The sequence below is a fragment of the Ruegeria sp. AE3 genome (genome assembly GCF_056542225.1).
The window spans coordinates 747,442-773,247 of sequence record NZ_JBQFZL010000001.1; the positions used below are offsets into that span (position 1 = coordinate 747,442).

The 25,806-nt window shown below is 55.9% G+C and carries 29 protein-coding genes and 1 tRNA gene; 18 read left to right on the forward strand and 12 right to left on the reverse strand.

Translation table 11 applies throughout. The features are described from left to right. Positions 1 to 57 precede the first annotated feature (57 nt). Positions 58 to 147 (reverse strand) — tRNA-Ser (locus ACR0NZ_RS03720). 123 nt (positions 148 to 270) lie between these two features. Here ACR0NZ_RS03720 and ACR0NZ_RS03725 point away from each other — a divergent pair. The 9 genes from ACR0NZ_RS03725 (at position 271) to ACR0NZ_RS03765 (ending at position 7,728) form a co-directional block, all read left to right on the forward strand. Then, positions 271 to 1,113 carry a DUF2059 domain-containing protein gene (locus tag ACR0NZ_RS03725; RefSeq protein WP_480517740.1) on the forward strand — a complete coding sequence of 281 codons (843 nt, stop codon included), beginning with the start codon at positions 271 to 273 and terminating at the stop codon, positions 1,111 to 1,113. Next, positions 1,113 to 1,916 (forward strand): DUF2059 domain-containing protein, encoded by an 804-nt coding sequence (locus ACR0NZ_RS03730; protein ID WP_480472726.1) that lies wholly within the window; start codon positions 1,113 to 1,115, stop codon positions 1,914 to 1,916. The genes ACR0NZ_RS03725 and ACR0NZ_RS03730 overlap by 1 nt, the downstream gene beginning before the upstream one ends. Before the next feature lie 220 nt (positions 1,917 to 2,136). After that, the gene (locus ACR0NZ_RS03735; protein ID WP_480517002.1) at positions 2,137 to 2,748 is read left to right on the forward strand and encodes a 50S ribosomal protein L21; all 612 of its coding nucleotides are present in this window, start codon (positions 2,137 to 2,139) and stop codon (positions 2,746 to 2,748) included. A gap of 11 nt (positions 2,749 to 2,759) precedes the next feature. After that, positions 2,760 to 3,029, forward strand: coding sequence for a 50S ribosomal protein L27 (rpmA, locus tag ACR0NZ_RS03740; RefSeq protein WP_050602452.1), 270 nt, complete (start codon positions 2,760 to 2,762; stop codon positions 3,027 to 3,029). A 96-nt stretch (positions 3,030 to 3,125) separates the two neighbouring features. After that, positions 3,126 to 3,734 carry a LysE family translocator gene (locus ACR0NZ_RS03745; protein ID WP_480472730.1) on the forward strand — a complete coding sequence of 203 codons (609 nt, stop codon included), beginning with the start codon at positions 3,126 to 3,128 and terminating at the stop codon, positions 3,732 to 3,734. Further along, positions 3,731 to 4,267, forward strand: coding sequence for a GNAT family N-acetyltransferase (locus tag ACR0NZ_RS03750; protein WP_480472732.1), 537 nt, complete (start codon positions 3,731 to 3,733; stop codon positions 4,265 to 4,267). Before ACR0NZ_RS03745 ends, ACR0NZ_RS03750 begins: the two co-directional genes overlap by 4 nt. 37 nt (positions 4,268 to 4,304) lie before the next feature. Continuing rightward, a complete protein-coding gene (gene obgE, locus ACR0NZ_RS03755) occupies positions 4,305 to 5,339 on the forward strand; it encodes a GTPase ObgE (protein WP_209596239.1) in 1,035 nt (344 codons plus the stop codon). After that, positions 5,327 to 6,433: a glutamate 5-kinase gene (proB, locus tag ACR0NZ_RS03760; RefSeq protein ID WP_480472734.1), complete on the forward strand. Its 1,107-nt coding sequence runs from the start codon at positions 5,327 to 5,329 to the stop codon at positions 6,431 to 6,433. The genes obgE and proB overlap by 13 nt, the downstream gene beginning before the upstream one ends. Positions 6,434 to 6,465: 32 nt before the next feature. Next, positions 6,466 to 7,728 (forward strand): glutamate-5-semialdehyde dehydrogenase, encoded by a 1,263-nt coding sequence (locus tag ACR0NZ_RS03765; RefSeq protein WP_480517004.1) that lies wholly within the window; start codon positions 6,466 to 6,468, stop codon positions 7,726 to 7,728. Here the strand turns inward: ACR0NZ_RS03765 and ACR0NZ_RS03770 are convergent. Next, the gene (locus ACR0NZ_RS03770; protein ID WP_480517006.1) at positions 7,725 to 8,321 is read right to left on the reverse strand and encodes a histidine phosphotransferase family protein; all 597 of its coding nucleotides are present in this window, start codon (positions 8,319 to 8,321) and stop codon (positions 7,725 to 7,727) included. The two genes, ACR0NZ_RS03765 and ACR0NZ_RS03770, sit on opposite strands and share 4 nt — an antisense overlap. Before the next feature lie 42 nt (positions 8,322 to 8,363). On the opposite strand from ACR0NZ_RS03770, the gene ACR0NZ_RS03775 reads away from it, so the two are divergent. The 5 genes from ACR0NZ_RS03775 to tsf all read left to right on the forward strand — a co-directional run bounded on the left by ACR0NZ_RS03775 (position 8,364) and on the right by tsf (position 12,147). Further along, positions 8,364 to 8,546, forward strand: a complete 183-nt coding sequence (locus ACR0NZ_RS03775; RefSeq protein ID WP_050602459.1) for a DUF3553 domain-containing protein — start codon at positions 8,364 to 8,366, stop codon at positions 8,544 to 8,546. 102 nt (positions 8,547 to 8,648) lie between these two features. Then, positions 8,649 to 9,404 carry an L-ornithine N(alpha)-acyltransferase gene (gene olsB / locus ACR0NZ_RS03780; protein ID WP_480517008.1) on the forward strand — a complete coding sequence of 252 codons (756 nt, stop codon included), beginning with the start codon at positions 8,649 to 8,651 and terminating at the stop codon, positions 9,402 to 9,404. Next, positions 9,370 to 10,245 (forward strand): lyso-ornithine lipid O-acyltransferase, encoded by an 876-nt coding sequence (olsA, locus tag ACR0NZ_RS03785; RefSeq protein ID WP_480517010.1) that lies wholly within the window; start codon positions 9,370 to 9,372, stop codon positions 10,243 to 10,245. Before olsB ends, olsA begins: the two co-directional genes overlap by 35 nt. Before the next feature lie 166 nt (positions 10,246 to 10,411). After that, positions 10,412 to 11,194 carry a 30S ribosomal protein S2 gene (gene rpsB, locus ACR0NZ_RS03790; RefSeq protein WP_480472744.1) on the forward strand — a complete coding sequence of 261 codons (783 nt, stop codon included), beginning with the start codon at positions 10,412 to 10,414 and terminating at the stop codon, positions 11,192 to 11,194. 77 nt (positions 11,195 to 11,271) lie between these two features. Then, positions 11,272 to 12,147 (forward strand): translation elongation factor Ts, encoded by an 876-nt coding sequence (gene tsf / locus ACR0NZ_RS03795; protein ID WP_480517012.1) that lies wholly within the window; start codon positions 11,272 to 11,274, stop codon positions 12,145 to 12,147. Between the two features lie 354 nt (positions 12,148 to 12,501). Here tsf and ACR0NZ_RS03800 read toward each other — a convergent pair whose 3' ends face one another. From ACR0NZ_RS03800 to ACR0NZ_RS03810, 3 genes are all read right to left on the reverse strand, one after another. Further along, on the reverse strand, positions 12,502 to 13,257 hold the full coding sequence (locus ACR0NZ_RS03800) for an autoinducer binding domain-containing protein (RefSeq protein ID WP_480493168.1): 756 nt from the start codon (positions 13,255 to 13,257) through the stop codon (positions 12,502 to 12,504). Next, entirely contained in the window at positions 13,254 to 13,703 is a 450-nt protein-coding gene (gene aroQ, locus ACR0NZ_RS03805) for a type II 3-dehydroquinate dehydratase (protein ID WP_480517014.1), read from the reverse strand. Before aroQ ends, ACR0NZ_RS03800 begins: the two co-directional genes overlap by 4 nt. Before the next feature lie 123 nt (positions 13,704 to 13,826). After that, complete coding sequence (locus tag ACR0NZ_RS03810; protein ID WP_480517016.1) at positions 13,827 to 14,828, reverse strand: NADPH:quinone oxidoreductase family protein; 1,002 nt, start codon at positions 14,826 to 14,828, stop codon at positions 13,827 to 13,829. A 151-nt stretch (positions 14,829 to 14,979) separates the two neighbouring features. Between ACR0NZ_RS03810 and ACR0NZ_RS03815 the strand changes: the two genes are divergently transcribed. Both ACR0NZ_RS03815 and ACR0NZ_RS03820 read left to right on the forward strand, forming a co-directional pair. Further along, complete coding sequence (locus ACR0NZ_RS03815; RefSeq protein ID WP_480517018.1) at positions 14,980 to 15,798, forward strand: SDR family NAD(P)-dependent oxidoreductase; 819 nt, start codon at positions 14,980 to 14,982, stop codon at positions 15,796 to 15,798. Between the two features lie 14 nt (positions 15,799 to 15,812). Then, entirely contained in the window at positions 15,813 to 16,847 is a 1,035-nt protein-coding gene (locus ACR0NZ_RS03820; protein WP_480517020.1) for a phosphotransferase family protein, read from the forward strand. A 7-nt stretch (positions 16,848 to 16,854) separates the two neighbouring features. On the opposite strand, the gene ACR0NZ_RS03825 is transcribed toward ACR0NZ_RS03820, so the two are convergent. After that, positions 16,855 to 17,478, reverse strand: coding sequence for a DsbA family protein (locus ACR0NZ_RS03825; RefSeq protein ID WP_480517022.1), 624 nt, complete (start codon positions 17,476 to 17,478; stop codon positions 16,855 to 16,857). Positions 17,479 to 17,695: 217 nt separating this feature from the next. Between ACR0NZ_RS03825 and ACR0NZ_RS03830 the strand changes: the two genes are divergently transcribed. Both ACR0NZ_RS03830 and ACR0NZ_RS03835 read left to right on the forward strand, forming a co-directional pair. Beyond that, positions 17,696 to 18,910: a serine hydrolase domain-containing protein gene (locus tag ACR0NZ_RS03830; RefSeq protein WP_480517024.1), complete on the forward strand. Its 1,215-nt coding sequence runs from the start codon at positions 17,696 to 17,698 to the stop codon at positions 18,908 to 18,910. A 51-nt stretch (positions 18,911 to 18,961) separates the two neighbouring features. Beyond that, the gene (locus ACR0NZ_RS03835) at positions 18,962 to 19,831 is read left to right on the forward strand and encodes an acyl-CoA thioesterase (protein ID WP_480476735.1); all 870 of its coding nucleotides are present in this window, start codon (positions 18,962 to 18,964) and stop codon (positions 19,829 to 19,831) included. On the opposite strand, the gene ACR0NZ_RS03840 is transcribed toward ACR0NZ_RS03835, so the two are convergent. The 6 genes from ACR0NZ_RS03840 to pstC all read right to left on the reverse strand — a co-directional run bounded on the left by ACR0NZ_RS03840 (position 19,828) and on the right by pstC (position 25,803). Next, positions 19,828 to 20,595: an SDR family oxidoreductase gene (locus ACR0NZ_RS03840; RefSeq protein WP_480517026.1), complete on the reverse strand. Its 768-nt coding sequence runs from the start codon at positions 20,593 to 20,595 to the stop codon at positions 19,828 to 19,830. The two genes, ACR0NZ_RS03835 and ACR0NZ_RS03840, sit on opposite strands and share 4 nt — an antisense overlap. A 177-nt stretch (positions 20,596 to 20,772) precedes the next feature. Further along, positions 20,773 to 21,462, reverse strand: a complete 690-nt coding sequence (gene phoB, locus ACR0NZ_RS03845; protein WP_480517028.1) for a phosphate regulon transcriptional regulator PhoB — start codon at positions 21,460 to 21,462, stop codon at positions 20,773 to 20,775. 12 nt (positions 21,463 to 21,474) lie between these two features. Then, entirely contained in the window at positions 21,475 to 22,176 is a 702-nt protein-coding gene (phoU, locus tag ACR0NZ_RS03850; RefSeq protein WP_480472766.1) for a phosphate signaling complex protein PhoU, read from the reverse strand. A gap of 16 nt (positions 22,177 to 22,192) precedes the next feature. Then, a complete protein-coding gene (gene pstB / locus ACR0NZ_RS03855; protein ID WP_480480931.1) occupies positions 22,193 to 22,990 on the reverse strand; it encodes a phosphate ABC transporter ATP-binding protein PstB in 798 nt (265 codons plus the stop codon). A 12-nt stretch (positions 22,991 to 23,002) separates the two neighbouring features. Continuing rightward, positions 23,003 to 24,334, reverse strand: coding sequence for a phosphate ABC transporter permease PstA (pstA, locus tag ACR0NZ_RS03860; protein ID WP_480517030.1), 1,332 nt, complete (start codon positions 24,332 to 24,334; stop codon positions 23,003 to 23,005). Beyond that, complete coding sequence (gene pstC / locus ACR0NZ_RS03865; RefSeq protein WP_480517032.1) at positions 24,331 to 25,803, reverse strand: phosphate ABC transporter permease subunit PstC; 1,473 nt, start codon at positions 25,801 to 25,803, stop codon at positions 24,331 to 24,333. The genes pstA and pstC overlap by 4 nt, the downstream gene beginning before the upstream one ends. Positions 25,804 to 25,806: the final 3 nt, after the last annotated feature.

Below are 25,806 nucleotides of genomic sequence, written 5' to 3' on the forward strand. Positions count from 1 at the left end.
CTGAGAACCCAGATCCGACCGGAAGACGTTTTCTAACGGCTTTCGATATTGGAATTGTGGCGGAGAGACAGGGATTCGAACCCTGGGTGGGCTTGCACCCACAACGGTTTTCGAGACCGCCCCGTTCGACCACTCCGGCACCTCTCCGCGGGGGTCTGTGAGGGGGGGATTTAGTCAGGAACGAACGGGGGTGCAAGCAAAAAATTCCGGAAATCGTGAATGCCGGGATTTTCCGTTGCCTGCCAGCGTAAAACACCTACTCTGATTGCTATGACACAGTTTGCACACCGCATCGCCATTTGGTTTCTCGCCCCGTTTCTGGCACTTGTTCTGGTTCCTCTGGAGCTTTCCGCAGCGAACCGAGATCGGATCGAGGCCTTTCTGACCACAACCGGGTTTGACGTGGCTCTTGAAAGCATCGCCCTTAGCTCACGGTCCGCGCCGCAGATGTTGGGTGTTGACCCAGAGGGGTTCGGCTCGGACTGGACCCGTTTGACGGACGAGGTTTTTGAAGTCGATGCAATGCACGACACCGCTGTTTCCATTCTGGAGCAGACCCTAAGCGACGAGGCCCTGGCACACGCTGTCGAGTTTTACGCGTCTGATCTGGGGCAACGTCTCGTCGAGGCCGAGAATGCCTCACACATGCAAGAAGACGATGACGTCAAGCAATTGGCAGGTCAAAGGATTATCTCTGACCTGATCAAGAGCGGTTCGAAACGGGTCGAAAGTTTTAAACGCATGAACAACGCGATTGATTCCACAGGCACGGCACTGCGTGCCTTGCAGGAAATTCAGGTGCGTTTCCTTCTGGCGGCCAGCGCATCGGGGGTCATCGAGCTGCAGTTGGGCGGGGATGAACTGCGCGAATTGATGAAGCAAAATGAACCGGCAATGCGCCAGTCGCTGCAACTGTCTAATCTGGCCGGTGCGGCTTACACCTATCAAGGTTTTTCCGACGCTGATTTGGATACATATGTTGACGCGCTGGAACAGCCGCTGATGCAGGAAGTCTACGAGCTGTTGAACGCCATCCAATATGAGATCATGGCCATGAGGTTCGAGGTTCTTGCCGCACGGATGGCCGAATTGCACCCGGCACAGGACATTTGATGCAGCGCGTAGTTCTGGCATTTGTGGTCGCTCTGAGTTGGGCACTGCCGCTATATGCCGATGGAAAAGTCGACCGACTGGCAAAAGCCATGCGTCTGACGCAGGTGATGGAAATCCTTGTTCACGAGGGGCAGGGCCATCGCGAGACTCTTGATGATACCTTTTTGGACAACAAGGGAGGCGCTTATTTCGAGGCGCAGGTCAATCGTATCTACGATCCCCTTTGGATGCGGAAACATTTGACGGACGCCTTCGTGGCGGGCATGTCCGATGTTCAGCTTGATCAGGCCATCTTGTTTTTTGAAAGCGATCTTGGCCAGACCATCGTAACGCTGGAAAATTCGGCCCGGCGCGCCATGTCGGATCAGGCAATCGAAGACATGGCCCGAGAAGCCTATAAATCCGCAGAACGCAGCACCGCTCAGTTCGCTTTGGTCAAGGAATATATCGAGGCAAATAACCTGATTGAAAAGAATGTTCAGGGGGCATTGACGTCAGACTACAGCTTCTTTCGGGGTCTTGATGTTGATGCGCGGACCGACGATCAGGAACTGCTGGCCGAGCTTTTGTTGCAGAAGGACAGTCGGAGCGAGGACACCGAAGAGTGGCTTTTCTCGTTTCTTCTTATGGCCTACCGCCCGTTGGACGAGGCTCAGATGCGCGAAAATATCGCGTTTTCCAGAACCGAAACGGGACGGGCCCTGAATGACGCCGTGTTTGACGGCTTTGACCGCATGTTCAATGATATTTCCTATCGCCTGGGGCAGGCGGTTGCACAGGCGCTGAGGGCGTCCGATCTTTAACGCCGCTTTGGTGTTGACTTTTACCTGCATTCTATGGATAAGCGCGCATCCCGGCCGGTTTTCCGCGCCGGGTATCGTTATTATTTGGCCTGCATGACATTGTCAGGGGTCATTCACACAGCCCGAAAAGGGCGCGCTGTTCGAGGTGGCATTCAAGTTTCTTGGGGCCAAAACACCCGCAAAGGGGACCACAGAACGCGGGTTAGAAAAGGAAAAACGCATGTTTGCGGTCCTCAAGACTGGCGGCAAGCAGTACAAGGTTCAGGCGGGCGATATCCTCCGCGTTGAAAAGCTGGCTGCCGACGCAGGTGAAAAAGTTCAATTCAACGATGTTCTGATGCTGGGGGGTGACGCTCCGGTTGTTGGCGCACCATTCGTTGCAGGCGCAGGCGTTCAGGCCGAAGTGATCGAACAGATCAAAGGTGACAAGGTCATCAAGTTCGTCAAGCGCCGTCGTAAGCACAGCTCGAAGCGTACCGTTGGCCACCGTCAGAAACTGACACTGGTCAAAATCACCGACATTCTGGCGTCGGGCGCTGACAAATCGGGCATCAAAGCTGCAATCGGTTCAGCTCCGGCTGGCGAAGCGGTACCTGCTGCAAAGCCTGCCAAGAAAGCAGTAGCCAAGGCTGAAGCACCCGCTGCTGCCGCTGCTGACGATCTGACCCAACTGAACGGTGTCGGCCCTGCCGCCGCCAAGAAGCTGGTTGAGGCCGGTATCGCGAGCTTTGCCGCTCTGGCCGCCTTGTCGGATGAGCAGATTGCTGCTATCGAAACGGTCAAAGTGAAACCTGAATGGGTTGAGCAAGCCAAAGAATTGGCTAAAGGCTAAGGAGAGAGAGAATGGCACATAAAAAAGCTGGCGGTTCCTCCCGTAACGGTCGCGACTCAGCTGGTCGTCGCCTTGGCGTAAAACTGTATGGTGGCCAGGCCGCTATCGCAGGCAACATCATCGTGCGTCAGCGCGGCACCAAGTTCTGGCCGGGCGAAGGCGTAGGCATTGGCAAAGATCACACCATCTTTGCAACTGTCGATGGCGCCGTGAAGTTCCACAAGGGACTTAAAAACCGCACCTTTATTTCGGTCCTGCCAGTGGCGGAGGCCGCAGAGTAAGCCGAGACCCAGAAGGTTTAAGAAAAATTCATGGGGGACCGGCACAAAGTGCCGGTCCCCTTTCTCGTTTTAACGCAGTCGTGATCGAAAGAACCAATGACAGTCGCAACCACCAGTTTCCTGATATTTGCCGCCTCTCAGGTCGGCACGCCAGGGCCGGCCAACATGGTCCTGCTGGGAACAGGTGCGCGCTATGGGTTTCGCGCCGCATTGCCTTTTGTGGCCGGTGTCGTGCTTGGCAAGCAGCTGATTATCTGGCCCGTGGGCTTTGGCCTGCTGCAACTGGCGGAACAGGTTCCGACAGTCTTCGCGGCGCTGAAATATGCTTCGGCTGCATATATTTGCTGGCTGGCGTGGAAGATCGCGAATTTGCGATTGTCGCGCGAAAATGCGGTCGGTGATGTTCCGGGATTCTGGGCGGGGTTGATCGTGCATCCGCTGAACCCAAAAGCCTGGGCCATGATTGTTGCGGGTTTTACCGGCTTTGTCGCGGCGGGGACGTCCAGCTTTGATGCAACGCTCACGATCGCTCTTAGTTTGTTGATCTGCCAGATCGTTTTGCACCCGATCTGGACTTTTGCCGGGGATAGAATCGCGCATGCGGTTGAAGGTCGCCCGGCGGAAAAATATCTGATGTGGACGTTGGCGGGTCTTACGGTCGCGTCCGTACTATTCGTGTTGTTCGGAGGAGGAACACACCAATGAAGCTTGAGACAATAATTAATCAGCCGGTCATTGAAACCGAGCGGTTCGATCTACGCCCCCTGCGCCGGTCGGACATGGGCCTTATCGAGCATTATGCAGGTGATGAGCGCGTGGCCCGGATGACCACCAGTATCGCACATCCACTGGCCCCCGGATCGATCGAAGCCTTTGTAACCCGTTCGATGGCTGACAACCGGGATGAAGACGTCTGGGTCATGGATGCCACCAAGGACGGAGGTCCGGAACTGATCGGTGTGATTTCGCTGAAACGGCTTGATCGGAATCAGTCTGAAGTCGGCTATTGGGTCGCGCCGATCTATTGGAACACGGGCATTGCCTCGATGGCTGTCGAAGCACTTGTTAACGCCAACCCGCTGGAGAACGCGACGATGTTCGCCAGTGTGTTTCAGGATAATCCGGCCTCGGCCCGGGTCCTGACCCATTGCGGGTTCCAGTATCTGGGCGATGCGGAAAGCTATTCGGTGGCGCGCGATGCGAATGTGCCCACCTGGACATACAGTAAAAAACTCTGACTTGTGGCCGATGGGGCCTTTGCAGTAGGGGACACACATGAAATTTCTCGATCTCGCAAAGGTCTACATCCGGTCCGGGGCCGGCGGTAGCGGCTGCGTCAGCTTCAGACGCGAAAAGTTTATAGAATACGGCGGCCCCGATGGCGGGGACGGCGGCAAAGGCGGGTCTGTCTGGGCCGAAGTTGTGGATGGGCTAAACACCCTGATCGACTTCCGCTATCAGCAGCACTTCTTCGCCAAAAACGGGCAACCGGGCCGGGGGCAGCAACGCACCGGCAAGGATGGGGACGATATCGTTCTGCGTGTGCCGGTTGGCACTGAAATCCTGGACGAAGACGAAGAAACCGTCATCTGCGACCTGACCGAAGTCGGGCAACGTGTTCTGCTGGCCAAGGGCGGCAATGGCGGGTTTGGCAACCTGCATTTCAAATCTGCCACAAATCAGGCCCCGCGCCGCGCCAATTCGGGGCAGGCGGGGATTGACCGCACAATCTGGCTGCGGCTCAAGCTGATCGCCGATGTGGGTCTTTTGGGTATGCCGAATGCAGGCAAGTCGACCTTTCTGGCGGCCACGTCGAATGCGCGGCCCAAGATTGCCGACTATCCGTTTACCACGCTGCACCCCAATCTTGGCGTTGTCGGCGTGGACAACGTCGAATTTGTTGTGGCCGATATCCCGGGCCTGATCGAAGGTGCTCATGAAGGCCGTGGCATTGGTGACCGTTTTCTGGGTCACGTGGAACGCTGTGCCGTGTTGTTGCATCTGGTCGACGGCACCTCTGCGACGGTCGCCGATGATTACCGCACGATCATTCACGAGTTGGAAGCCTATGGCGGCGAGCTGGCTGAAAAGCCCAGGATCACTGTTCTGAACAAGATCGACGCGCTGGATGACGAAGAACGTGCCCTTGCCGTCGCAGAGCTTGAGGAGGCCGTGGGCGGCCCCGTCATGACGATGTCCGGTGTGGCGCATCTGGGTGTAACCGAAGTTCTGCGGGCGCTGCGCAGCCAGATTGACGACAACCGTGTGCGTCAGAAACCCGCTGAGGAGGCACAGCCTTGGCAACCCTGACCTCGGCACGCCGTCTGGTGGTAAAAATCGGGTCGGCTTTGCTGGTTGATCGCGACACTGGCCTGCTGCGGTCTGACTGGCTGCTGTCGTTGGCGCAAGATGTTTCCTGGCTCAAGGGGCAGGGGAAAGATGTGATCCTTGTTTCATCCGGTTCGATTGCACTTGGCCGCGGAGTATTGGGCCTGCCGATGGCGGCACTGCCTTTGGAACAGTCGCAGGCTGCTGCTGCGGTTGGGCAAATCCGGCTTGCACGCGCCTACGAAGAGGCGTTGGCACCCCATGGGATCACTACAGCGCAGGTTCTGGTGACGCTTGAAGACAGCGAAGATCGCCGCAGGTATCTGAACTCACGCGCGACCTTGGAAACTCTGCTGGGGTTAGGCGTCGTACCGATCGTCAATGAAAACGACACGGTTGCAACGGACGAAATCCGTTATGGCGACAATGACCGCCTGGCCGCGCAAATCGCCGTGACAGTAGGGGCCGACCAACTGATTCTGCTGTCGGATGTGGATGGTTTCTATTCCGGTAATCCAAAAGAAGATTCCTCCGCGACGCGCTTCGAGACAATCGACAGGATCACACCCGAGATTGAAGCCATGGCTGGTGATGCGGGATCGGGCCTATCCAAAGGTGGGATGAAGACAAAGCTGTTGGCGGCCAAGATGGCAACCGCTGGTGGTTGCGCCATGGCAATTACTGAAGGGTCGGTTCTTAACCCTTTGAAAATGCTCGAAAACGGTGCCAATTCCACATGGTTTACTGCGACATTGGATCCACATGCAGCCCGCAAACGCTGGATTTCGGCAATGAAACCTCGGGGTGAGATCACAGTGGACGAGGGGGCGGCCAAGGCACTGGCCAATGGCAAAAGCCTGCTACCTGCCGGGATTGTGGAAGTGACCGGAGATTTCGGTCGTGGCGATCCTGTCGCCATCCTTGATCTGGAGTCCCGTCGTCTGGCTCAGGGGATCAGCCGGTATACGGCGCAGGAAGCCGATGCGATCAAGGGGCGTAAGTCTTCTGAGATTGAAGCGACGCTGGGCTATCCAGGCCGCGCAGCCCTCATCCACCGGGACGACCTGGCCCTTTAACTTTCAATAAGATGATCTGAAAGGCACGCGATATGAAAGACTTCGACAGCATTCCTGCTCTGATGGAAGATCTTGGGAAACGTGCCAAAGCCGCTTCGCGTGAACTGGCTTTCGCAACAGCTGAACGAAAGCACGCAGCGCTGATTGCAGCCGCAGATGCGGTTTGGGCCAATCGGGCACGGATCATCGCAGCCAATCAAAAAGATCTGGAATTCGGCCGCGACAAGGGTCTGAGCCCCGCAATGATGGATCGCCTGATGCTTGATGAGGCGCGTATTCAGGGCATGGTCGACGGGCTGAGAACCGTCGCAGATCAGGCCGACCCGGTGGGTGAGGTTTTGTCAGAATGGAATATGCCCACGGGCCTTAACATCCAACGCGTCCGGACACCGTTAGGGGTTATTGGCGTGATCTACGAAAGCCGACCCAACGTGACTGCGGATGCCGGGGCGCTGTGTCTGAAATCGGGCAATGCGGTAATCCTGCGCGGCGGATCCGAGAGCTTTCATTCCTCAGCCGCGATCCATGCCTGTCTGGTCGAAGGGCTGAAGGCCGCGAACCTGCCCGAAGACGCCATCCAACTGGTGCCCACACGCGACCGCGCTGCAGTGCAGGAGTTGCTGACGCTGACCGACTATGTCGACGTCATCGTTCCACGCGGTGGCAAGGGACTGGTGGGCCTTGTGCAACGAGAGGCCCGTGTGCCGGTCTTTGCTCATCTCGAAGGCATCGTGCACATTTACGTCGACAAGGCTGCTGATCCGCAGAAAACGCTGGAAGTGGTACTGAATGCCAAGACCCGCCGCACTGGTATTTGCGGAGCCGCTGAATGCTTGCTGGTTCATCAGGATATCGCCGACACACTGGGGCGTGACGTCGTTGCGGCACTGGTCCAGTCAGGTGTCGAGGTTCACGCCGATGGTGTTCTCGCTGGAGAGAGTACAGTTGCTGCTACGGCGGATGACTGGGGAAAAGAGTTCCTCGACAACGTGATCGCTGCGAAGCCCGTTGCCGATATCGACGCTGCGATTGCTCATATTCAGCAATACGGCTCAAACCACACTGATTGCATCATGACCGAGGATGACGCAGCAGCAGCCCGTTTCTTTGAGCGTCTCGACAGCGCAATCCTGATGCATAATGCCTCGACCCAGTTTGCGGATGGCGGTGAATTTGGCATGGGGGCAGAAATCGGAATCGCGACGGGCAAGATGCACGCGCGCGGGCCGGTCGGGGCGGCGCAATTGACCAGTTTCAAATATCTCGTACGCGGGAACGGAACGATCCGGGCTTAAAACCGAAGTGACACGCGGGTTGCCGAGGTTTCAACGGCAATCCGCCGACCCATCGCAGCCGCCGTTTCAGGCAGCAACGCGAATTGAACGTGCGCGGGCGTGATTTTGGTGGGAAAACGACCTGTCACGACGTTCTTCCAAAGATCACCATCGACATTCAACCTGTCTGCAACCCCGGTCACGATCCACTTGTTGCCCTGATTAACGATCTCGACCGCGCCGCCAAGCGGCATGGCGCTTTCACAGCACATAAGCGCCAGAAAGGCCAGTTTGACCTGATTACGGGGCACTGGCCCGGTCAGGTTCCAATTGAACCGTATCCGCCCCGCACGCTCGATATCTTTCAGCAGTTCGGTTACTTCGGCCCGACCAAGCGGGTGATCACTGCTCGAGCCAAAGGCAACACGGAAAAAGCGAATACGTGCCCCGGCACTTCCGACGCTGCCCGAGATCAGCTCCATCTCGGGCCCCTGTACGGAGCCCACCATATCCAACAGCTCAAGCCCGTTGGTGATCGCCCCGATCGGGCTGATCAGATCATGGCAAATCCGCGAACCGATCAATTCGGCCAGGTTGACGTTGCTCTCGCCCATGCGTACCTCCGACTGTATCTGCCGCACGTCCCGGAGGCCCCTATGACAGACATGAATGCTATACTTGCACCGGGCATGTTCGTCCGCCACCCGGATTTTCCCGAATGGGGCGTCGGACAGGTTCAGTCCAACATTGCAGGCAAGATCACCGTGAACTTTCGCGAGCAGGGGAAAGTGGTGATCGACGGTACGCGCATCGCCCTGATGCCGGTCTTTGATCCGTGAAAGTGGTTTAGGAAATGTTAACAGCGCTGACCGAAGCGGGGCTTGTTGCCTTTGGCCGAATAACTGCGGTATCAGCAGCCAATAGAACACGGATCACCCCATATGCCGGATACTGGCCCTTCTTTCACCGTAAAACTGGCCGAGACCGAAGCCGACCTGCAAGCAGCTCAACGCCTGCGCTATGACGTCTTCGTGCGTGAGTTGGGGGGCGGCGGAGAGATGGTTGATCACGATGCTGGCCTCGAGAAAGACCGTTTCGACCCGTATTTCGATCATATGTTGGCGTATGATGATCACACCGGCGAAATTATTGGCGTCTACAGGATGTTACCGGGCGAACGTGCTGCGGAACTGGGGCAATTCTATTCCGAAGATGAATATGATCTGACCGTTCTCAAGAACAGTGGGCGCAAACTGTTGGAGTTGGGACGGTCGTGCCTGCATCCCGACTACCGTGGGGGTACGGCAATGTACCACCTGTGGAACGGTTTGGCCGCTTATGTAGCGGAACGTGAAATTGAAGTCTTGTTCGGCGTTGCGAGTTTTCACGGAACAAACGTGGCCACATTGGCGCAACCCTTGTCGATGCTTCACCACAACCATCTGGCTCCGCCAGAGTTGCGCGTACGGGCGCAGCCCGATGTTTTTCAGTCGATGGACCTTGTGAAACCAGAGGCTTTGGACCGCCGCGCCGCCATGGTTCAGGTGCCAGCATTGATCAAAGCCTACCTGCGCTTGGGTGGTTTCGTGGGCGAGGGTGCCTTTATCGACCACACCTTCAACACAACGGATGTTTGCCTGATCCTCGACACGACGCGCATGAATGAACGGCAGCGTCGAATTTATGGCGGGGCGTGACGCTGTGAACGACCCGCTCTGGAATAGTGAAGACGCGCCCGACCCGATCGAGCTGGGCTTTATTGGATGGGTTCTGGCCATTCTGCGTGGAGTACCGCTAGCGGCCCTTGTCTTTGGTGGCCTGATCATCCTTCTGACTGTTCGCTTGATAGAGTATCCGTTTTTCGGCGTCCGGCGACCTGTCACGCCGTTCATCACGCAGTTTGTCTGCCGCAACGCGTTTCGAATTCTTGGCATCGGGTTTCGCACATCAGGCGCGCTGATGAAAGAGAGGGGGGCAGTGGTGGCAAACCACACATCCTGGCTGGATATTTTTGCTCTGAACGCGCGCAAGAGGGTCTATTTTGTTTCCAAGGCAGAAGTCGCCAAATGGCCCGGTATCGGCTGGCTGGCCCGTGCGACCGGAACCCTGTTCATCGAACGGGATCGCAAGAAAGCCAAGGAACAAACCAAACTTTTTGAAACCCGCCTGAAGGTGGGTCACAAACTGTTGTTCTTCCCCGAAGGCACCTCAACAGATGGACTTCGAATTTTACCTTTTAAAACAACGCTTTTCGCTGCGTTCTTCGCGGATGAATTGCGTGATTTCATGTATATCCAACCCGTTTCCGTGGTGTTTCACGCGCCCAAAGGCCAGCCAAAACGCTTTTATGGCTGGTGGGGGGATATGGAGTTCGGGCCGCATTTGCTGAAGACCCTTGGCGCACGTCGGCAAGGAACTGTTGAACTAATCTATCATGCGCCAGCGCGGGTCAGCGACTTTGAAAACCGCAAGGCTCTGGCCGCCCATTGTGAAGACGCTGTCAGGCATGCGCACGCATTGGCGCAGCTTGAAAAATAAGGCCGATTGGGCCTTGCGTAGTGCGCAAACCTGCCTTATACGCGCGCCATTCAAACCCGCAGGCGGGGTTTGGCCTTTTTGAGGGAGACATCCTCATCAAGACCGCCGGTTGGAGCGTCCGCTTCTTTCACCCCCGCCCAGGCGTAAACCGGAAAAGGAAAATAGCATGGCTCTTCCCGAGTTCACCATGCGTCAGCTGCTGGAAGCTGGCGTTCACTTTGGTCACCAGACACAGCGTTGGAACCCCCGCATGGGCCCGTTCATCTACGGCTCGCGCAATGGTATTCACATCATGGACCTGACCCAGACCGTTCCGATGCTGGATCAGGCGTTGCAGGCTGTTCGTGACACCGTCGCAAAGGGTGGCCGCATTCTGTTTGTTGGTACCAAGCGTCAGGCCGCTGGCCCGATCGCTGAAGCGGCTGAAAAGTCGGCTCAGTACTACATGAACCACCGTTGGCTGGGCGGCACGCTGACCAACTGGAAAACCGTTTCCCAGTCGATCAACCGTCTGAACCAGATCGACGAAGCCATGGAATCGGGCGCAGAAGGCCTGACCAAGAAAGAGCGTCTGGGCATGGAACGTGACCAGGGCAAACTTCAGGCGTCGCTAGGTGGTATCCGCGAAATGGGCGGCGTTCCGGACCTGCTGTTCGTCATCGACGTCAAGAAAGAAGCATTGGCCATCGCAGAAGCCAACAAACTGGGTATTCCGGTTGTGGCTGTTGTCGACACCAACTGCTCGCCCGACGGCGTTGACTACATCATCCCCGGCAACGACGACGCAGCACGCGCAATCGCTCTGTACTGCGATCTGGTCGCACGCGCCGCTCTGGACGGCATGACCGCACAGATGGGCGCAGCAGGCGTAGACCTAGGCGCATTCGAAGAAGCTCCGGTTGAAGAAGCTCTTGCGGAAGAAGCCGCAGAAGCTCCTGCCGAAGCGTAAGCTGCCCGTCACGTAAATGACATATGGGGCAGGGTATGACCTGCCCCAATTCCGTTTGAATTGAGGAGAGCCAAAAGATGGCAATCACAGCAGCAATGGTTAAAGAACTGCGCGACTCGACCGGCGCAGGCATGATGGACGCAAAAAAAGCGCTGACCGAAACCGGCGGCAACATGGACGACGCCGTTGACTGGCTGCGCACCAAAGGCCTGGCCAAAGCGGCCAAGAAATCGGGCCGTACCGCAGCAGAGGGTCTGGTTGCTGTTCACGTCAGCGGTGGCAACGGTGTTGCTGTCGAAGTGAACTCGGAAACCGATTTCGTTGCGAAAAACGCTGAGTTTCAGGAAATGGTCGGCAAGATCGCAAACGCGGCTGAAGGCGTGGACGGTATTGACACGCTGATGGCGGCTGATCTGGGCGGCAAAAGCGTTGCCGATACCCTGACCGACAAGATCGCCACCATTGGCGAAAACATGTCGGTGCGCCGAATGGCCAAACTGTCTGGCGACACTGTTGTGTCTTATGTGCACAACGCTGCGACCAACGGCATGGGCAAAATCGGTGTGCTGGTTGCACTGTCGGGTGGTGATGAGGCTATCGGCAAGCAGGTTGCGATGCACATCGCCGCTGTGAACCCGGCTGCCCTATCTGAGGCCGACATGGACCCGGCAATTGTCGAGAAGGAGAAGCAGGTTCAGATGGACATCGCCCGCGAATCCGGCAAGCCGGAGCAGGTGATCGAGAAGATGATCGAAGGCCGCATGAAGAAATTCGTCGCCGAATCGACATTGCTGAGCCAGCAATTCGTTGTGAACCCTGATCTGACCGTTGAAGCCGCTGCAAAAGAAGCAGGCGCAACCATCACCGGCTTCGTTCGCTTGGAGGTTGGCGAAGGCATCGTTGTGGAAAAAGAAGACTTCGCTGCCGAAGTCGCAAAAGCCGCTCAGGGCTAAAGAACGGCTCCGACTGGGGCCTTGCTGAACAAAATTAAAGGGTTACGCATTGCGTAGCCCTTTTTTGTTAGTGGCACATCATAGAATTGGCAAAGAAGTGAAGGATTGGAGGGCCCCGCATGATGGGGATGGTCGAGGCCCCCCAAAATTCCGACACAGGTACGCGGACGAATAGGCGCCCCCTTGTCAGAGTGATTGGAGAGCTTTGAAATCGCAAAGATCCAATCGAATGTTCCCTGGCTAAAGCCACCACTCACGGAACACTCTCACTTTGCAACTTTTAGGTTAGATTTGAAAAGTAGTGATTTCCTTACCTAGGGTAAACTGACGCTGGATGGCATCACAAAAACACTCCTAAACTTCCATAATGAACATCTGATTATGCAAAGATGCCTTTAAAACAGCCTGAGCCGTCGTTTCGACCGACAACGCCTCACGGGCGAGTCGAAGATGCTTTTCGACAGTTGCCGCTGTCAGGCCCATCAGCAGGGCTATGTCCTGCGTGGTTTTGCCGTCACCGACCCATTGCAAAGCCTCGCGCTGACGCTTTGTCAGGGCCCGGTTCGGAGGGTTGAAAGGCAACGTCAGGATCTTCAGATGCGCAACGTTGTTCATTAAAAGAATGTCTTCGCCGTGCTCCTGCCAGATTGCGTCAATGTCTTCCTGGCTCATCCCTTCCTTGGCGGACAAGGAAATCGCCCCTTTGGAGCGCACCGAGACTGAGTTGAAGCTGATGGTGTAACCAGAAACAACACCCATGGACTTGTTGAACTCGAAAACCTCGCGCTCTTTATCGGTCATCGACCCGCGAGAGTGCATGTCCAGCAACATTCTCCAGCTGGCGGCGCCTTCATTGTCCAGCGCCCATTTCAACATGGGGGCGTGAAAATACAAACCGTCCTTGATGAAACCGTCCACATAGGCGCGGTTATGATTGGTCAGGATGACAAAATCCTCTGGATCGCCCAATGAGGTTGCCGTCCTGTATTGCGTATGGCCGTAGATTAAACGATCAAGCCCGTATTCCGCCATTTGTCGGCAATGCGCATCCCACAGGTCTTCCAGGGTTTTGGCATAGCTGACAAATCGTAGATATTCCCTGAGGGTCATGCCGTATCACCTGCTTTCAGATGGGCGGCCAGTGCGTCCAGTGCAAGAACATAACCTTGGGCGCCAAATCCACAGATCTGCCCCAGAGCGACAGGCGCGATATAGGACTTGTGACGGAATGCTTCCCTTGCATGGATGTTGGATAGGTGAACTTCGACAACCGGCAGTTCAACTGACGCGATGGCATCCATCAGCGCAACCGACGTGTGTGTGAACGCCCCCGCATTGATCACAAGGCCATCCTGCACACCGCGTGCGCCGTGGATCGCATCAATTAACACACCCTCATGGTTGGATTGCAGATGCGAGACTTCTAGGCCAATGGACGCGCCATGTCGCTGGCACTCGTCCTCGATCATCTTCAGAGTGGTGCTGCCGTAAACCTCGGGCTGCCGTGTGCCAAGCAGGTTGAGGTTTGGGCCATTCAATACCAAAACGTTGTGCATGTCTTCACGATCCCCATTAATGGTACATAGACGCCTTGAGGTTGGGTTGTCTACCTGCCTTTGCCGGATCGAGTACAGTCGAAAAACCGGTGTGGGAATCGGGCCGCCATTTTGTTCCCGGCCTCAATTTTCCTCCATGGTGACAACGATTTTTCCCAGAACGGATCGTTGCGACAATTGTTCAAGCGCCTCGTGCGCGCGGGCAAGCGGGAACCGGGCGCTAATCCGCGGTTTGATTTTCCCGGCTGTGTTCAGATCGAACAGGTTCTTGACGTTGTCAGCATGGCCGATCGGGTCGCGGAATACTGACGCACCCCAAAACACACCAACGATCTGACATCCTTTCAAAAGGGCCAGATTCAAGGGAATCCGCGGAATGCCCGCTGGGAAACCGACGACAAGGTAACGACCGTTCCAAGCCATGCTGCGCAGGGACGGTTCGGCCAGCGCACCCCCAACGGCGTCGTAGACGACGTCAACGCCGTCAGAACCTGCGAGTTTCTTAACTTCGGTTGAGAAGGCTCTTTGTGCATCCCTGTCCATGTCGCGCGGGTAAATCACCACGTCATCGGCACCAATCTGGCTACAGAATTCGGCCTTTTCAGGTGATGAAACGGCTGCGATCACCCTGGCACCCATGGCTTTGCCCAGTTCAATGGCGGCTGACCCCACACCTCCGGCGGCACCCAGTACCAACAGGGTTTCACCGGGTTGAATCTCCGCCCGATCCTTCAACGCGTGGTAGGACGTGCCGTAGGTGAAAATGAAACAGGCGGCATCTTCATAGGGCATCGCATCAGGAATTCGGATTGCAGTGTCCGCCTTGAGTGTGACATGGGTCGAAAACCCACCATGCCCGGTTAGGGCCAAAACACGGTCGCCTGGCTTAAATCCATTGACGCCTTCGCCCACAGCCAGAACTTCACCCGCAATTTCACCGCCCGGAGCAAAGGGCCGTGGCGGCTTCATCTGGTACAGATCGCGGATAATCAACATGTCCGGAAAATTCACGCCCGCTGCTTTCACACCGATCAAAAGCTGACCTTTGCCCGGTTTCGGGTCGGGTAGGGTCGTAAGCTCCAGGGTTTCGGGACCACCCGGTGCGACGCTGAGTAATGCTTGCATACCGCCTCTGATCTGCCTGTACTTTGTGTCGAGGAAGTTTTGGTGCAGCATGGTTTTTTGTCAACGCTACGGTCCAACGCCTGCCGCAACGGCAAGAGGAACGCAATATGTATCACGATGAACTGGTGACAATGAAACTGAGGTACACAGAATGACACCCGACACGCTCTTTTCGCTTCACGGCAAAACCGCATTGGTAACAGGTGGAGCGACTGGTATAGGCCGCATGGCAGCCGAGGCGCTGGTTCGGGCGGGTGCGCGCGTGCTCATTGCCTCAAGAAAAGGAGACGCCTGTGCCGAGGTCGCCGCAGAACTGAACGCGCTGGACGTGCCGGGCAGCGCCGAAGGCTTTGCCGGTGACATTGGCAGCGAAGTCGGTATAGGCAAGCTGGTCTCTGACATTCAGGCGCGTACGGAAAAACTAGACATCCTGATGAACAATTCGGGGGTGTCCTGGGGTGCACCGATGGGGCAGTTTCCCTACGATGCATGGGAAAAGGTCATGTCTGTCAACGTGACAGGGGTATTCGAACTGACCCAGCGGCTTTTGCCAATGCTAATGAAATCAGGCACCGCCAAAGACCCGGCGCGCATTGTCAATGTCGGGTCGGTCATGGGTGAAGTCCCTATGGGCGATGGGGCCTACAGCTATTCGGCCTCAAAGGCTGCGGTTTTGCATCTGACCAGGGTCTTGGCCAAGGAACTTTCACCGTACCACATCACGGTGAACGCACTCGCTCCGGGACCGTTTGTGTCGCGCATGACGGCCTTTGCGACAGCCGATGAGGATACCAGAGAACGGGTTGGCAAGTCTGTACCTCTGGGTCGCGTCGGACGGGACGAGGATATCGCAGGCTGTATGTTGTTCCTGTGCGGTCGCGGCGGCAGCTATGTGACAGGCGCAGTGATCCCGGTTTCGGGTGGGATCAACGTTGTGACCGCCGGAAACATCTTTGCCGAGGCCCTGTGACGGGAAGACAGCCAATGAAAACCGAAACTAATCTGGATCTGGCAGCCGTAGATACGTATCTGAAAGCGCATCTTTCCGGCTACAACGGGCCATTGGAGGCCAGGAAATTTGACGTGGGGCAATCCAACCCGACGTTTGAGTTACGCACGCCAGAGAAAACCTATGTGCTGCGCCGAAAACCCGCCGGAAAATTGCTGAAATCGGCACATGCCGTTGATCGCGAATTTCGGGTTCAAAGCGCCCTTGCCGGAAGCGAGGTTCCGGTGCCCAAGATGTATCTGCTGTGTGAAGATGACAGCGTCATCGGCTCGGCCTTTTATGTGATGGAGCGTTTGCAGGGCAGGGTGTTTCCCGACCCAACCCTGCCCAAAGAAAGCAACGAAACTCGCGCCGCCATCATTGACGAGATGAACAGGGTTCTTGCCCAGCTGCATATGGTGGATATCGATGCCGTTGGCCTGTCTGACTATGGGCCGGTTGGCAACTATTACGAGCGTCAGATCGCTCGCTGGACCAAGCAATACCGAGCGTCCGAGACCTCGGCCATTGCGGATATGGATGCGCTGGCTTCAGCGCTAGAGACCTCGGTACCGGCCGATGACGGGCAGTGCACGCTGGTGCATGGGGATTACCGCATCGACAACCTGATGTTTGCGCCGAACCGGGCGGAATGTATCGGAGTGCTGGATTGGGAACTGTCGACGATCGGTCACCCTTATGCGGATCTGGCCGCAGTAATCATGCAATGGCAGTTGCCGCCGGGAAAACAGGGCCGGGGGCTGGCGGGTGTGGATCGAAAGAGCCTGGGCCTGCCCAGCGATGAGGCATTCATTGCCCAATACTGCAAACGTCGAGGCCTGGATGGCATAGACAATTTCGGCTTTTATCTGGGCTTCAATTTCTTTCGTATGGCGGGCATTCTACAGGGTGTCTACAAACGCGCGCTGGATGGGAATGCGTCAGACCCCGACCGCGCAAAGGCTTTTGGCGCATATGTTCCTATATTCGCCCAGCACGGCCTGAAAGCTCTTGAGTCCACATTAGAGTGACGACCTATCAAGCTGTTTTTATGTCACTATCTTGCCTTGAAAGCTCAACTTCAAGGTTTGGCAGACTGTTCTTTCCAAAAAACAATTCGGCCCCGGTGAACATGCTGGGAACCCCAAACACGCCACGCCGAACCGACGATTTAGTTTTCTCTTTCAGTTTCAGTTTAACGTCGGGACTTGTCATGGCTTCGCGAATTTTGCGAACGGGCAAGTCGTTTTCGTTCAGAATATCCGTTAGGACACCGATCTCGTCCGCCTTCTGACCATGTACCCAAATAGCATCAAAAATCGCGTTTATATATTTGACTTCCCAAGGTTTTCCATTAGCAAAACACGCGCCTCGCATGGCAAGTTTGGTATTGATCGGAAAATGCGGGCTCATATGAAAGCTCAGCCCACGACGGCGGGCAAACCTATGCAGATCATGCGTCAAATAGGCCGTTTTCTGGCGGTTTTCGGAATATGCCTGAAACGGGCTTTGGTTATGCGTCGCTTTGAACACCGCAGGCAACAGGACAGGAACATAAGTAATGCTTACGTCATAGCGCTCGGCAAGATCGGGGAGCATTTTATAGGCGAGAAACGCGTTCGGGCTGCAAAAATCGTAAATAAAATCTATGGTCCGCGTCATAGGGTTCCTCCGTTTCGGTCCCTTGAAATCTTGTTCATTGAACTTCAGGCGAATCTGCGTCGAAATCAGTCTAACATTTCATTGTGAGGCACGCTGAGGAAGCCTGATCACGAATTTCTCTGCAACACGCAGCTTTTTGCTGTTATTTCAGGTCACAAGCCTAAACAGTCACTGCTTAACACCGAACGGAAATATCTAAATGTCCCACAGGCAATCCATGTTTGATCAAACCCGGCTGGATCGGCTTAGCCATTGGATGGAGAGCTATGTTGAGCAGCGCAAATATGCCGGATCATCCTTTTTGCTGCGCCACAAAGGGGACGAAGCCTTTTTTCATGCCAGTGGTGTCAGCAGTCTGGAGACTGGCCGGCCATTCCAACGCGACACGCTGGTGCGCATTTATTCCATGACCAAACCGGTCACATCAGTCGCGTTGATGACATTGGTCGAACGTGGACTTGTTCACCTGAACGCGCCTGTTTCTGAACTTCTACCTGAATTCAAAGATATGCACGCGCTGGTACCGGGGGCGGAGAGACTGGATCAGACCGAGGCTGCACCGTCTCCCGCTCTGCATCAGTTACTGACGCATACCAGTGGGTTAAGCTATCCGTTCAACCCCGGGCTTTTACCCCATGCGATGGATGAACGGGACCTTATTTTCAAACCCAATCAGGGACTTCTGGAACACCTTGTGCGCGATCTGGCAGGGCTGCCACTGGCGTTCCAACCCGGTGCACGCTGGGAATACTCGGTCGGTATTGACGTGCTGGGTCGTGTGATCGAGGTGGTCTCGGGCCAGTCATTGGAGCAGTTCTTTCGAACCGAAATCCTTGAACCACTCAACATGCGAGAAACAGGTTTTTCCGTACCCGTTGGGGTAGGGGATCGTTTCGCATCGCTCTACACCCCATTGGCTGGCGACGCGATGGCGCTGAATTCCGCGGATCACGGCAGCGAAAGCCTGAGGCTGTTTGATTCCCACATAGTATCCCCGTTCGAAAACACGACGACCTTTTCCGGCGGTGGTGGTCTGATCTCGACAATCGATGATTATGCCAAATTCGCGGACATGCTTCGAAACCGGGGGGCCGGGAACGGGTGCCGCATACTTGGTCCGAAAACAGTTGATTTCATGATGCGCAATCACCTTCCCGGCGACATTGCGTCAATGGGCCCGCAGAGTTTTGCAGAGCAACCGATGGAAGGAATGGGCTTTGGGCTGGCCGGTGCGGTTGTTCTGAATCCCGGTCTGGTAAGGGTTCCCGGCTCTATCGGGGATTTCAGTTGGGGTGGAATGGCGTCGACCTATTTCTGGATTGACTGGCAGAATGACCTGACGGCGATTTTCTTTACCCAATTGTCCCCGTCAAGTTCGTACCCATCCCGTGCCGAACTCAAGGCGCTGGTCCATGCCGCCATGATTGAATGATTTCTTCTGTACTGATACCCGGTGCCGGACGACACAACTTGCGAGCAGACGATGACCGAAGCGGAACGTATCTTACTGGATCTTCTGGATATTGAACGGCTTGAGGTCGATCTGTTTCGCGGGACGGGGTCGGGCGGTGAAACGCCAACACGCATATTTGGCGGGCAGGTCATTGCGCAAGCGCTGGCTGCGGCATATCGAACTGTAGAAGAACGGTTGTGTCATTCGCTGCACGCCTATTTCATTCGCCCGGGCGATCCTGAGAAACCCGTTATTTATCAAGTTGATCGAGCGCGAGACGGAGGTTCTTTCACAACCCGCCGCGTGGTTGCAATTCAGCATGGAAAACAAATCCTGAACATGTCGGCGTCCTTTCATGTCCGGGACGAAGGCTGGGACCATCAGCATCCGATGCCCGTCGTGAACGCACCAAAAACGTACCCGTCCCGATCTGAATTGCGTAAAACATACGTTGAACGTGTTCCCGAAAGGTTGAGGGGCGAATTGCTGCGCGAACGCCCGATCGAGGTCCGGGAAGTCGATCATCTGGACCCATTCACACCGAAAGTCTCTGATGATCGAAACCAGACCTGGTTTCGTATGCCCGCTGCCGCTTCGGTCGATGCCAGAACGCAGCACTTACTGCTGGCTTATGCGTCTGACATGAACCTGATGTCCTCTGGATTGCGGCCTCACGGTCTGAGCTGGTTTAGCGGAGAGTTCAACGGCGCAAGTCTGGACCACGCGCTATGGTTTCACGCGCCGGTGAATTTTCAGAACTGGCATCTGTACGTGATGGATTCGCCGTGGACGGGGCAGGGACGCAGCTTTAACCGTGGATCGATCTATTCCGAGGACGGTTCCCTTGTTGCATCTGTTGCACAGGAAGGATTGATGCGCAGAGTTCGCGCGCAACCTTAAGTGTTGTCGCTAAATCTCTGATTTAACTTCTGCATTCCACTTAGCCACCGGTCATAGTCAGCCGCCTTGAACTGCAAATAGTCAGCGACTTGTGGATGAGGTAGAACTAAAAACTGTTCATTTCGAATAGCTTGTACGCAGGAGTCAGCCACATCGCTGGGCTCGAGCACTCCATCAATCGAAGCTACTGAAATTTCATGTCCTTCGGTCATTCTTGAACGCACAGCCTGCGGACACAAGACCGAGACTTTCAATCCTTCAGCGCCATATGTCAGCGAAAGCCATTCGGCAAATCCTACAGCGGCGTGTTTAGTAACCCCATACGGGGCTGCACCAGGTTGGTTCAGCAAACCTGCCGCAGACGCAGTTATCATAATATATCCGCCGCCGCGACGAACCATGCGTGGAACCAGATGGCGGGCAGTCCAAACATGGGACATTACATTGATCTTCCAGATCCGATCCCAATCTTCGTCCGCAACATCGATACCACCAAGCGTCAGAATTCCGGCATTTGCGCAAAACAGGTCAATTGGACCGACAGTTTCTTCTACAAAATCAATGAGATTCTTGATCTGCGCTTCGCTGGAAACGTCGCAGGGATACGCCTGACCACCGGTTTGTTCCGCAACCAATTTAGCACCAGCGATATCGACATCCGAGCAAACAACACGTGCTCCTTCATGGGAAAACCGTTCTGCAAGACCACGACCAATGCCTTGGGCAGCGCCGGTGATAACGACAGTTTTGTTCTCAAGCTCCATGCGTATTCCGGGCAGGTTCGTTACAGTGTTTTCAAAGTGTTGGCTTGCGTTCCGTATTACAAGTCCTACTATTTTACCATAATACAAATTATACGTTATATGACACGGCGGAGAATTACTCAGATACAACCGCAATCAGTGATCAAACAAATTCGACCAAAACAAGTCTGATGCGTGTTATCCCAATGCGTAACCAGCACCGCGGACTGTGCGAACAGGATCAACCCCGCCATGTTGCGTCAAGGCTTTGCGCAAGCGTCCAATATGAACATCAACCGTACGCGTATCGACATAGATGTCGCGTCCCCAGACCCGATCCAGCAATTGTTCACGGCTCCAGACCCTGCCCGGCTTTTCCATGAACGTGCTGAGAAGCCGGAACTCGGTTGGGCCCAGTTTCAAGGGCTTGCTGTCGCGGCTGACCTTGTGGGTTTCCGAATCCAGAATGATGTCGTCATATTGCAGTCGCAAGCCAACAGTTGCCGGTCGAACGCGGCGCAGTTGTGTTCGAACACGCGCCATCAGTTCGACGATCGAATATGGCTTGACCACGTAATCGTCGGCACCGGTTTCAAGCCCGCGAACCTTGTCTACCTCTTCTGATCTGGCCGACAGCATGATTATCGGGATAGAACGTGTGTCCGGACGGCTTTTGAGTCGGCGGCAAACCTCAATCCCGCTAAGGTTGGGCATCATCCAGTCCAGAACGATGATATCCGGGCAGTCTTCGTCGACCAGCAACATAGCTTCGTCACCGCTGGCTGCTTTTGAGACGCGAAAACCCTCGGCTTCAAGGTTGTAGGCCAGCACCTCGCGTTGGGCCAACTCATCCTCGACCACCAATACTGTCGGTTGATCTGCGGACATCTGAAGCGTCTCCTACGCTGTTTGCGACGTTATGTCGGCCTTGGGCCGAGCCTCGGTCGGGCGGTCGCCTGTGACCAGATACACCACCTGCTCGGCAATCGAGGTTACATGGTCGCCCATACGTTCGATGTTCTTGGCGATGAAATGCAGGTGCATACAGGCGGAAATATTGCGCGGATCCTCGGCCATGAAGGTCAGGAGCTCGCGAAACAGGCCGTTATACATCTGGTCGACCTCTTCATCGCGGTTGATGACGTCGGTGGCCAATTCCGCGTCGCGCTGAATATATGCGTCCAGCGCGTCGCGCAGCATACGTTCGACCTCGCGCGCCATGCGGCGCAAGGCAGCGGCGCTGCCGCTGATCTCGCCCGCATTGGCAAGAACGGTCGTACGCTTGGCGATGTTCTTCGCATAATCACCAATCCGCTCGAGGTTGCCGGATACCTTCAGGACCGAAAGAACCAAACGCAGGTCACTGGCCGTGGGCGCGCGCAAGGCAATCAGACGCGCGGTTTCCTCATCAATCAGATCTTCCAAGGCGTCGATGGCCTTGTCACCTTGCCGCACATCCTGGGCCAGCTCAACGTCACGGCTTTCTAGAGAGCGCGCCGCGCTCATGATAGCGGCCTCAACCAGACCGCCCATCTTCATGATATGCGCCTGGATTGTTTCGAGGTCGCGGTCAAAAGCAGATGCAATATGTTGTTCGCTCATTGTTTGATACCTGTGTTTAGCCGATACGGCCTGTAATGTAGCTTTCCGTGCGCGGATCGACCGGGTTAGTAAAAATCTGCCCGGTTTCACCGAATTCGACCAGATTTCCCAGGTGGAAGAAGGCCGTTTTCTGGCTGACGCGCGCGGCCTGCTGCATCGAATGGGTGACGATCACAACCGAATATCGGGAACGCAATTCGTCGATCAACTCTTCGACCTGTGCGGTTGCAATCGGGTCCAGCGCCGAGCACGGCTCGTCCATCAACAGGACTTCCGGTTCGGTTGCCACGGCGCGCGCGATACACAAACGCTGCTGCTGCCCCCCTGAAAGGCCCGTGCCAGGCGCATCCAGACGGTCCTTGACTTCATCCCAGATCGCGCCTCGGCGCAGGGATTTCTCAACGATTTCATCAAGTTCCGCCTTATTCTTCGCCAAGCCGTGGATGCGCGGACCGTAGGCCACGTTGTCGTAGATCGACTTGGGGAACGGGTTCGGTTTTTGAAACACCATACCCACTTTGGCGCGCAACTGTACGGGGTCGACCCGCTTGTCATAGATGTCTTCGCCGTCCAAAAGGATATCACCTTCGACACGGCAGATATCGATGGTGTCGTTCATCCGGTTCAGACACCGCAGGAAGGTCGATTTTCCACAACCCGAAGGGCCGATAAAGGCCGTGACGGTCTTGTCTTCGATCTCAACACTCACGTCCTTGATGGCGTGGGTATCACCGTAATAAACCTGAACCTTCTTCGCGTTGATCTTGATGTCTTTGGAGTCCACGGTTCTCTCCACTCGTGTCATGTCGTTCATTATTGCCCCCAATTACCAGCGGCGTTCAAAGCGGCGGCGCAAGATGATAGCGATGATATTCATGGTCAGCAGGAACATCAAAAGGATGATGATTCCGCCCCAGGCCTTTTGGTAGAACCCGACATCAGCGCGTGCGGCCCAAGTGTAAATCTGGGCGGGCATTGCCGAGTTCGGCTCGGTAAAGCCGGCAAGGAACCCGTCGGGATATCCCCGCGCCACAAAGCCTACCATGCCGATCAGCAACAACGGTGCAGTTTCACCCAAGGCTTGTGCCAGACCGATGATGGTGCCGGTCAGAATGCCCGGCGCGGCCAAAGGCAGCACGTGGTGGAACACAGCCTGCATTTTCGAGGCCCCTACCCCCAACGCTGCATCACGGATCGACGGTGGAACCGCTTTCAGCGAGGCGCGGGTCGAGATGATGATCGTCGGCAATGTCATGAGGGTCAGAACCAGACCACCTACCAGCGGTGCCGATTGTGGCAGGTGCATGAACTGGATGAACACGGCCAGACCCAGAATACCGAACACAATCGACGGCACGGCTGCAAGGTTCGAGATGTTCACTTCAATCAGGTCGGTGAACCTGTTCTGCGGGGCGAATTCTTCAAGATAGATCGACGCTGCCACACCAATGGGCAGTGACAGGCCCAAAACCACCAGCATCATGAAAAATGACCCAATGACCGAGGCGCCGATGCCAGCACCGCCCGGGTTGTCAACGCCAGAATCCGCGCCGGTGATGAACGGCCAGTTGAAAGCCTGCTTGATGATGCCCGCCTGTTCCAGCGCATCAACCAGATCCAGATCGCTTAGCTGTAGAAACCGGCTGTCCTGCAAGGTGTCACGGGACACGCGGCCTTTGAAATACCCGTCGACCCGGCTGGAGGCGGCCAGATCAAACTTGACCGGATCACCCAGCTTGCCGGGGTTGTCGGCATAGTAAGTTCGGATTGTACCGCCGATTTTACCAAGAAGACGTTCGATGGCCGCTTCGTCGAAATCAACGCTGATCCCTTGGTCCTCCAGTTCCTTGCTCAGCTGAGCGATGAACAGGTTGGAATAGGCCTTGGTCTTGAACAACGTACTTTCCGCCTCGTCTCGCTGCGCAGCGGACAAGGTGAAATCCACGCTGACAACAGTGCGCTGAAAGGCCGGAATACCTTGCGACAGGATCGAGGCGAACAGAACGATCAGGAAGAACAGGCCCGTTGCAATAGCGACAATCCCGTATGCCCGAAATCGTTTCTCTGCATTTGCACGTTTTTTGGTATGTGCATCCCCTACAGTCAGCGAGACTGAGCGATGACCTGTTTCTGGGCTTTGCATGCTGGCGTCGGTCATTCGTATTGCTCCCGATACTTGCGCACGATGTAGAGGGCAAAGATGTTCAGCCCAAGCGTGAGGGTGAAAAGGGTCATGCCCAGTGCAAAGGCTACAAGCGCTTCGGGCGATGCGAAATCCGCGTCTCCGGTCAGCTGGCTCACGATTTTTGCGGTGACGGTCGTCATGGCTTCAAACGGGTTCAGGCTCAGCCGCGCTGCGGCCCCTGCCCCAAGGACCACGATCATTGTCTCACCTATGGCGCGCGATGCGGCCAGCAGGATCGCCCCCACGATACCCGGAAGCGCCGCTGGCAGAACAACCTGACGGATGGTTTCGGACTGCGTTGCACCCAATCCGTAAGAACCGTCGCGCAGAGCCTGCGGCACCGCGTTGATGATGTCATCCGACAACGAGGACACAAACGGGATCAGCATGATGCCCATGACCAACCCAGCGGTCATGACTGCCGTGCCAGCCTTCATCCAGCCAAGCCCGTCATCCCCGAACAGTCCAAGCAAAAGCGGACCAACGGTAAGCAGCGCAAAAAGGCCGTAAACGATGGTCGGGATACCTGCCAGTATCTCGAGCAGCGGTTTTGCTACGGCGCGGACACGGGGTGACGCGTATTCGCTGAGGTAAATCGCGGCGAACAGCCCGATCGGGACAGCCACCAGAAGGGCAACGAGCGAGATATAGAATGTCCCCCACAGCAGGGGAAGAATGCCAAGTTCAGACGACCCGCCGCGCCCCGAAAAACTGGGGGCCCAAGTCGTGCCGAAAAAGAAATCGGTAGCAGGGTAGAGTTTGAAGAATTCCCAAGTGTTGAAAACCAGGGACAGGACGATCCCGACAGTAGTCAGAATTGCGATGGACGCGGCTGCCAGCAACAGGATTCGCACGCCCTGCTCGACCACATTGCGCGCGCGGTATTCCGCGTGGGTTTGAAGCCAGCTGACCGCAGCACCGGCGAGTGCCGTCAGTATGACGGCGACTGTCATGATCGAATAGCCGGTCGCATTCATGATCCGATAGCTTTGCGCCGCGCGCAGCACAGGTTGCGTGATATCCGACGTCACCACCTGCCCGGCATCCTTCAGACGCTGGGTCATGTCGATCACATCCGCGCGCTCGTTGCGCGCCAGTTCCTCGGGTATCTGCCCGGCGGCAACTGCGTTATCCAAGCCGTACGCGGTGCGACGGACCTCGGCCATGACCAGATTGAGGGACGCGCCGTCTTCGATGGCGGAACCCGAGATCATTTCGGATACCTGAGAGTTCACGTAAAGCGGTTGTACTAGCAACCAGAGGATCATAAGGCCAAATGCGGGAACGATCGTCTTGAGGGCGACATTTGCGCCATAATACGACGGAAGCGAGTGCAAAGCCCGGATATCTCCTTTGGCGCTTTGCAGGGCGCGTGTGCGCCCCAACAGGTAACCGACTGCAGCAATCGCTAGCACGATCAGAACAAGCCATACTATCGGCATGAA

What these genes read in the sequence shown, in the direction of transcription:
- ACR0NZ_RS03725 (WP_480517740.1), top strand. Translation starts at nt 271, where the DNA reads ATGACACAGTTTGCACACCGCATCGCCATTTGGTTTCTCGCCCCGTTT.
- ACR0NZ_RS03730 (WP_480472726.1), top strand. Translation starts at nt 1,113, where the DNA reads ATGCAGCGCGTAGTTCTGGCATTTGTGGTCGCTCTGAGTTGGGCACTG.
- ACR0NZ_RS03735 (WP_480517002.1), top strand. Translation starts at nt 2,137, where the DNA reads ATGTTTGCGGTCCTCAAGACTGGCGGCAAGCAGTACAAGGTTCAGGCG.
- rpmA (WP_050602452.1), top strand. Translation starts at nt 2,760, where the DNA reads ATGGCACATAAAAAAGCTGGCGGTTCCTCCCGTAACGGTCGCGACTCA.
- ACR0NZ_RS03745 (WP_480472730.1), top strand. Translation starts at nt 3,126, where the DNA reads ATGACAGTCGCAACCACCAGTTTCCTGATATTTGCCGCCTCTCAGGTC.
- ACR0NZ_RS03750 (WP_480472732.1), top strand. Translation starts at nt 3,731, where the DNA reads ATGAAGCTTGAGACAATAATTAATCAGCCGGTCATTGAAACCGAGCGG.
- obgE (WP_209596239.1), top strand. Translation starts at nt 4,305, where the DNA reads ATGAAATTTCTCGATCTCGCAAAGGTCTACATCCGGTCCGGGGCCGGC.
- ACR0NZ_RS03765 (WP_480517004.1), top strand. Translation starts at nt 6,466, where the DNA reads ATGAAAGACTTCGACAGCATTCCTGCTCTGATGGAAGATCTTGGGAAA.
- ACR0NZ_RS03770 (WP_480517006.1), bottom strand. Translation starts at nt 8,321, where the DNA reads ATGGGCGAGAGCAACGTCAACCTGGCCGAATTGATCGGTTCGCGGATT.
- ACR0NZ_RS03775 (WP_050602459.1), top strand. Translation starts at nt 8,364, where the DNA reads ATGACAGACATGAATGCTATACTTGCACCGGGCATGTTCGTCCGCCAC.
- olsB (WP_480517008.1), top strand. Translation starts at nt 8,649, where the DNA reads ATGCCGGATACTGGCCCTTCTTTCACCGTAAAACTGGCCGAGACCGAA.
- olsA (WP_480517010.1), top strand. Translation starts at nt 9,370, where the DNA reads ATGAACGGCAGCGTCGAATTTATGGCGGGGCGTGACGCTGTGAACGAC.
- rpsB (WP_480472744.1), top strand. Translation starts at nt 10,412, where the DNA reads ATGGCTCTTCCCGAGTTCACCATGCGTCAGCTGCTGGAAGCTGGCGTT.
- tsf (WP_480517012.1), top strand. Translation starts at nt 11,272, where the DNA reads ATGGCAATCACAGCAGCAATGGTTAAAGAACTGCGCGACTCGACCGGC.
- ACR0NZ_RS03800 (WP_480493168.1), bottom strand. Translation starts at nt 13,257, where the DNA reads ATGACCCTCAGGGAATATCTACGATTTGTCAGCTATGCCAAAACCCTG.
- aroQ (WP_480517014.1), bottom strand. Translation starts at nt 13,703, where the DNA reads ATGCACAACGTTTTGGTATTGAATGGCCCAAACCTCAACCTGCTTGGC.
- ACR0NZ_RS03810 (WP_480517016.1), bottom strand. Translation starts at nt 14,828, where the DNA reads ATGCAAGCATTACTCAGCGTCGCACCGGGTGGTCCCGAAACCCTGGAG.
- ACR0NZ_RS03815 (WP_480517018.1), top strand. Translation starts at nt 14,980, where the DNA reads ATGACACCCGACACGCTCTTTTCGCTTCACGGCAAAACCGCATTGGTA.
- ACR0NZ_RS03820 (WP_480517020.1), top strand. Translation starts at nt 15,813, where the DNA reads ATGAAAACCGAAACTAATCTGGATCTGGCAGCCGTAGATACGTATCTG.
- ACR0NZ_RS03825 (WP_480517022.1), bottom strand. Translation starts at nt 17,478, where the DNA reads ATGACGCGGACCATAGATTTTATTTACGATTTTTGCAGCCCGAACGCG.
- ACR0NZ_RS03830 (WP_480517024.1), top strand. Translation starts at nt 17,696, where the DNA reads ATGTTTGATCAAACCCGGCTGGATCGGCTTAGCCATTGGATGGAGAGC.
- ACR0NZ_RS03835 (WP_480476735.1), top strand. Translation starts at nt 18,962, where the DNA reads ATGACCGAAGCGGAACGTATCTTACTGGATCTTCTGGATATTGAACGG.
- ACR0NZ_RS03840 (WP_480517026.1), bottom strand. Translation starts at nt 20,595, where the DNA reads ATGGAGCTTGAGAACAAAACTGTCGTTATCACCGGCGCTGCCCAAGGC.
- phoB (WP_480517028.1), bottom strand. Translation starts at nt 21,462, where the DNA reads ATGTCCGCAGATCAACCGACAGTATTGGTGGTCGAGGATGAGTTGGCC.
- phoU (WP_480472766.1), bottom strand. Translation starts at nt 22,176, where the DNA reads ATGAGCGAACAACATATTGCATCTGCTTTTGACCGCGACCTCGAAACA.
- pstB (WP_480480931.1), bottom strand. Translation starts at nt 22,990, where the DNA reads ATGAACGACATGACACGAGTGGAGAGAACCGTGGACTCCAAAGACATC.
- pstA (WP_480517030.1), bottom strand. Translation starts at nt 24,334, where the DNA reads ATGACCGACGCCAGCATGCAAAGCCCAGAAACAGGTCATCGCTCAGTC.
- pstC (WP_480517032.1), bottom strand. Translation starts at nt 25,803, where the DNA reads ATGCCGATAGTATGGCTTGTTCTGATCGTGCTAGCGATTGCTGCAGTC.